The sequence below is a fragment of the Lactobacillus jensenii DSM 20557 genome (assembly GCF_001436455.1).
GTDB lineage: Bacteria > Bacillota > Bacilli > Lactobacillales > Lactobacillaceae > Lactobacillus > Lactobacillus jensenii.
On sequence record NZ_AYYU01000041.1, the window covers coordinates 1 to 4924 of the forward strand.

The following is a 4924-nucleotide window of genomic DNA, read 5'->3' on the forward strand; positions in this document are numbered from 1 at the left end:
GGACAGACCCTATGGCCTGTCCTTTTTTTGTCCTCTTTTTTCTTTTTGTTACCGATAACAGTTAACTTAAATATGTAAATAGTGTAAAATGTAAGGGTATTCAATTTTTGAAAGGAGGATACATGATGGTTGGAATAGTTCTAGCTAGTCATGGCGCCTTTGCTGAGGGAATTTCTCAGTCTGCCGAAATGATTTTTGGTAAACAAACTAATTTTGGCTCAGCAATTCTTAAGCCTGATGAGGGTCCTGATGATGTTCGTAAGAAAATGGAAGATGTAATCGCATCTTTTGATAATCAGGATGAAGTTTTGTTTTTAATTGATTTATGGGGAGGTACTCCCTTTAATCAAGCAAACAAATTGTTAGAAGAACACGGTGGTAATTGGGCTATAGTAACAGGGCTTAATTTGCCTATGGTAATTGAAGCTTTAACTCAGCGCTTTAGTGTTGAATCTGCCAAGGAAATTGCTACGGCAATTGTTGATCCTGCTAAAGATGGGATTAAAACCAAGCCCGAATCATTAGCGCCTAAATCAACTGTAAAACAAGAGGCTAAACCTGCAGAAGTTCAAGGTGATATTCCTGAAGGCACTGTTTTAGGTGATGGTCATATTAAGTATGTTTTGGCAAGAATAGATTCACGTTTGTTGCATGGTCAAGTTGCTATTGGTTGGTCAAAAGCTATGAATCCTGACCGTATTATTGTTGTTAGTGATAATGTAGCTAAAGACGATTTACGTAAGAATATGATTCGAGAAGCTGCTCCTACTGGAATCAAAGCACATATTGTACCTATTAAGAAAATGGCTGAAGTTGACAAAGATCCTCGTTTTGGAGCAACGAAAGCACTACTTCTTTTTGAAAATCCTGAAGATGCACTTCAAGCAATTGAAGATGGTGTTCAAATTGACACTCTTAACGTTGGTTCAATGTCATATGCAGTTGGTAAAGTAAATGCCAATAGTGTTTTATCAATGAACCAAAAAGATGTTGATACTTTTAAGAAGCTAAAAGAAAAGGGAATTAAATTTGATGTTCGTAAAGTGCCAAGTGATAATCCTGAAAATATGGATGCAATTTTAAGTAAGGCACAAAAATTACTTGATGAACAAAATAAGTAGGAGGAAATAGATTTATGAATGCTATTCAAATGATTCTGGTTGTATTCATTGCTTTCCTAGCTGGTATGGAAGGTATTTTGGATGAATGGCAATTCCATCAACCAATCGTTTCATGTACGTTGATTGGTTTAGTAACAGGACATCTTACCTTAGGGATTATGTTAGGTGGTTCTTTACAATTTATTGCAATGGGTTGGGCTAACATTGGTGCTGCAGTTGCACCAGATGCTGCTTTAGCTGGTGTTGCTTCAGCAATTATCATGGTTCAAGGTAACTTGGGTGAAAAGCAAATTGGTACCGCTATTGGTATTGCTGTTCCTTTAGCTGTTGCTGGATTAGGGTTAACTATGATTGTTCGTACCCTTGCTGTTGCAATTTCACATATTATGGATAAAGAAGCTGAAAAGGCAAACTTTAGAGCTATTGGTATGTGGCAATTGATTGCTACCGGATTACAAGGTTTAAGAATTGCAATCCCAGCAGCGTTATTGCTTGCAATTCCGTCTTCTCTTGTTAAAGCTTGGCTTTCAGCTATGCCAGCATGGTTATCAGATGGTATGACCATTGGTGGTGGTATGGTTGTTGCTGTGGGTTATGCAATGGTTATTAACATGATGGCAAGTAAAGAAGTTTGGCCATTTTTCGCTATCGGTTTTGCCTTGGCAGCAATTAAAGATTTAACATTAATTGCTCTTGGTGCAATTGGTGCAGCTCTTGCTTTAATGTACTTAGCTCTTGAAAGTAATGGCACAAGCAAAAACAATTCAGGTTCTAATGGCACAGGTGATCCATTAGGAGATATTCTTGATAATTATTAAGGTCTAAGGAGGAATATTAAAATGGCAGAAAACAAAATCCATTTAACTAAATCGGACCGCTTGAAAGTTATGTGGCGTTCCATGTTGCTTCAAGGATCTTGGAATTATGAAAGAATGCAAAATGGTGGTTGGTGTTATTCATTAATTCCAGCTCTTCGTAAGCTTTATCCTAATAAAGAAGATCAAAAAGCAGCACTACAAAGGCACTTGGTTTTCTTTAATACCCACCCATATTTAGCTTCACCTATTCTCGGTGTTACATTGGCACTTGAAGAAGAAAAAGCAAATGGTAAGGAAATTGAAGACCAAGCCATTCAAGGTGTTAAGGTTGGTATGATGGGCCCTTTAGCTGGTGTTGGTGACCCAGTATTTTGGTACACAGTTCGTCCAATTGTTGGTTCTCTTGGTGCTAGTTTAGCTGCTCAAGGTAACATTTTAGGGCCAATCTTATTCTTCATTGTTTGGAACTTAATTAGAATTGCTTTCTTGTGGTATTCACAAGAATTTGGCTATCGTGTTGGTTCTGAAATTACCAAAGACTTATCCGGTGGTTTGATGGGGAAAGTTACTCGTGGAGCCTCAATGATGGGTATGTTTGTTTTAGGTGCCTTAATTGAACGCTGGGTAACGATTAATTTCAAGCCAGTAGTTTCTACTTCGCCACTTCAAAAAGGTGCCTACATTGATTGGAACGCTTTACCAAAGGGTGTAAAAGCAATTCAACAAGCATTGATTCAGCAAAGTCAAGGCTTATCACTAACTAGTAGCAAGGTAACTACTTTACAAGATAACCTTAATAGCTTAATTCCAGGTCTTGCAGCACTTCTACTTACATTCTTATGTATGTACTTATTAAAGAAGAAGGTTTCTCCAATTATTATTATCATCGGTATCTTTATTGTAGGTATTGCTGGTCACGTAATTGGTTTGCTATAAGATGGTACAATCAATTAATAATCAAGTTGATTTAACGATGCCTGCTACCTGGCAGAGAGGTGTTCCTTGTTATGGTAAAGTAATGATTGGTAATAAGGGATTTGAATTCTATAATGAAAAAAACATTCAAGATTATATTCAAATTCCTTGGGAAGAAGTAACCTACGTTGTGGCTGCTGTTCATTTCAAAGGAAAATATATCCCTAGATTTGAAATTAGAACTAGAAAGAATGGTAATTTCATTTTTTCAGTTAAGGAACCACATCGCTGCTTAAAAGCAATGACAAAATATCTTCCTGCAGATCATTTAAGAAGAGCTTTGAGCTATTGGCAGAAAGTTAAACTTCGACTATTAGGTCATGAATAGAAAAAAGTCCATACTTTAGGGTATGGACTTTTTATTTGTGTTTTTCTAAATAGATAAAAAGAAATAGTCGAAAGAAGATAAAAATAAAAACGCAAGTATCAAAACTTGCGTCTTTATTCTGTATTAATTATTATTCTTTTCCCGAATAAACTTAGTAATGCTATATAAGATTACGAAGGTTACTAATGCAGCCATCATTGGAATTCTAAATTTATCTAAATATAGTAGTAAGGCAATCATTGCAACGAAAAATGCTAAAACTAAGTAATCTAGATATGGGAATAGTGGCATTTGGAATGACTTTAAATTTTCATTAGCTGTTTCTTTGCGGTAGCGAATGTGGGTTACAATCATGATTGCCCATATAATTAAGAACATACTAGTTGAAGTAGAAGAAATAAAAGTGAATGCCGAATCTCCAATAATCAAAGTAATTAATGGAGCACATGCAATAATCAATGATGAGAAAATCAAAGCGTTGCGTGGTACTTGAGTTTTGGAAAGCTTACCAAATGTCTTTGACCATTTAGACTTTCCATCAAAGTTGACTGAGAATAACAATCTACCAGCACTGTATAAGAAACTGTTAGTAGATGAAATTGCGGCACTAATAACAACAAAGTTAATAATTGAACCAGCATTCTTGATCCCAGTTGCGCTTAATGCTTGAACAAATGGACTACTGGTAGTTGAAATCTTAGGCCAAGGGATGGCTACTAAAATTGCAACGATAGCAATTACATAAAACAGAATAATTCTAATTGGTAATTGATCAATTGCACGTGCAATTGTGTTCTTGGGATCTTGTGCTTCAGCAGCAGTTAAGCCGATTAATTCAACACCGATAAAACTGAAAATTACCATTTGAAAGCCAAGCAAGAAGCCGTGACTTCCTTTAGCAAAGAAGCCACCACCAGCATTTAGATTGGCCAATGAAATATCACCGTATTTCGTTGATTCACCAACTATTAAGAAGTAACCAATCATTGCTACAAATGCTAGGATAGTTAGAATTTTGATGATTGCAAAACTAAACTCTAAATTACCAAAAACTTTTGCAGAAATTAGGTTAATAATTAACAGTACAATCATTGTTACTAGCCCTGGAAGCCAAGTTGGAAGGTGTGGGAACCAATATTCAAAATAAATTCCTAGAGCAGTCAATTCAGCCATGGCTAAAGTTAGCCAACTTATCCAGTAAAGATAACCACTAATAAAGCCAACGTTTTTACCAAGGTATTTTTCAATAAATTCAATATACGTATGTTTTTTTAAATCAGATAGAATTAATTCTCCGAGTGCACGCATAAGTAAGAAAAGGAAAAATCCTACTATAATAAAGATTAAAATTACGGAAGGGCCCGCTCGGTGAATACTATCTCCAACACCCAAGAATAGACCAGTACCAATTGTTCCACCTAGGGCAATCAATTGAATATGCGAGTTGCTGAGAGTTCGACGATAACCGGTTTGTATTGTATTCGTCTTTTCTTCTTTTTTCATCAAGTCTCCCTTTCTAAAAAGTAGTATGGCTAATTAGACCATATTTATCATTATACCTAAAATTGCTAGGTAATTTCATTAAAAGAATATGTTTATAACAAAAAAACCTAGGAAAAACCTAGGTTTTGTATTATGCACCCTGTAGGAGTCGAACCTACAACCTTCTGATTCGTAGTCAG

Annotated in this window: 5 protein-coding genes; 4 read left to right on the plus strand and 1 reads right to left on the minus strand. The window is 35.8% G+C overall.

The genetic code is table 11. The annotated features are described in order from the left end of the window. Window positions 1–125: 125 nt before the first annotated feature. The 4 genes from FC45_RS07165 to FC45_RS07180 are packed head-to-tail and all read left to right on the plus strand — an operon-like array spanning window position 126 to window position 3242. Complete coding sequence (locus FC45_RS07165; protein ID WP_006585649.1) at window positions 126–1121, plus strand: PTS sugar transporter subunit IIB; 996 nt, start codon at window positions 126–128, stop codon at window positions 1119–1121. A gap of 14 nt (window positions 1122–1135) precedes the next feature. Continuing rightward, entirely contained in the window at window positions 1136–1939 is an 804-nt protein-coding gene (locus FC45_RS07170; protein ID WP_006585650.1) for a PTS mannose/fructose/sorbose transporter subunit IIC, read from the plus strand. A gap of 21 nt (window positions 1940–1960) precedes the next feature. Further along, window positions 1961–2875 carry a PTS system mannose/fructose/sorbose family transporter subunit IID gene (locus FC45_RS07175; protein ID WP_006588119.1) on the plus strand — a complete coding sequence of 305 codons (915 nt, stop codon included), beginning with the start codon at window positions 1961–1963 and terminating at the stop codon, window positions 2873–2875. Window position 2876: 1 nt separating this feature from the next. After that, on the plus strand, window positions 2877–3242 hold the full coding sequence (locus tag FC45_RS07180; RefSeq protein WP_006588829.1) for a DUF956 family protein: 366 nt from the start codon (window positions 2877–2879) through the stop codon (window positions 3240–3242). A gap of 123 nt (window positions 3243–3365) precedes the next feature. On the opposite strand, the gene FC45_RS07185 is transcribed toward FC45_RS07180, so the two are convergent. Beyond that, window positions 3366–4745, minus strand: a complete 1380-nt coding sequence (locus FC45_RS07185) for an amino acid permease (RefSeq protein ID WP_006585652.1) — start codon at window positions 4743–4745, stop codon at window positions 3366–3368. Window positions 4746–4924 lie beyond the last annotated feature (179 nt).